Source organism: Oleiphilus sp. HI0128, from assembly GCF_001635365.1.
On the sequence record NZ_LWGG01001374.1, the window covers coordinates 1 to 892 of the forward strand.

General features: G+C 42.6%; 1 protein-coding gene and 1 pseudogene. Both read right to left on the reverse strand.

The window, feature by feature from the left end; genetic code table 11:
• Positions 1-256: pseudogene (locus A3763_RS30235) on the reverse strand (BLUF domain-containing protein); the annotation flags it as partial.
• Between the two features lies 1 nt (position 257).
• The coding region (locus A3763_RS22745) for a Sir2 family NAD-dependent protein deacetylase (protein WP_068760568.1) at positions 258-892 on the reverse strand (635 nt) is incomplete at its 5' end.

The following is an 892-nucleotide window of genomic DNA, read 5'->3' on the forward strand; positions in this document are numbered from 1 at the left end:
CTCCCGACTTTAAGAACGGCTCCCATTGCCCACTCGGGAAAAGGGCGGCTAGTCGTTTCGTTATAAACGATAAGCTTTAAGGCCTTGTGGCGATAGTCTGTTTTGATATGTTGAAATAGCGCTTATCTGAGCATAGAAAACCGCTAATCATATGCTTTTGATTATTCAGCTTTGCGACTTCAACAATACTTTTCAAGTCTTCTAGGGTTAAAACCTTGGAAGCCGTACTCACATAAATCAATTGAACTAGACTCACGTTAAGTCACTCTCTTAATATAATCAGACGCCTTTACCTGATGATAAGTTGTATTTTGGTAGTGAATTTTCACGGGCTTCGGGTCTACGATTTCTATCGGGATATCGTTATGAACAGCCGTTTCCAGGGCCATTTGAGTAATATTGACACTAAAGGAGGTGCCCATAAATACCATCTTCGAGGCATAACGCATTCGTTCCTGTGCCTCTGATATTCTGTAAAGATCAGTGTAGAACTCATCGAAGAGCAAAACGTAAGGCTTTTGTGAAACGTCTAGCTCTGGTGTAAGTGTGTGCTTACTAATTTTAAACAGGGAAAGTAGTGAGTCGACAAGATTCTCTTCATCCACTTGTTCCCAAGGCGTTTGATAAGTCTCAACCGTTGGGCCTTGCTCATGAAAACGCGTCATTTGATCTAAGCGCCCATGAATTGCGATATAATCTTTGTTGCCGGCCTTACCATCAAGACCATCAATATTTTGGGTGATCAGGTTTTTATCTGCGAGCCAATGGTGCACTTCATTTGGCCCGTGATGGCGATACGTTGCAAAACGATGATAGTACCAAGATAGAAATTCTACCGGGTTTTCGGTGTACATTCGGCGCGTAGCCATTTCCATCGGGGTATAGTTCTTAC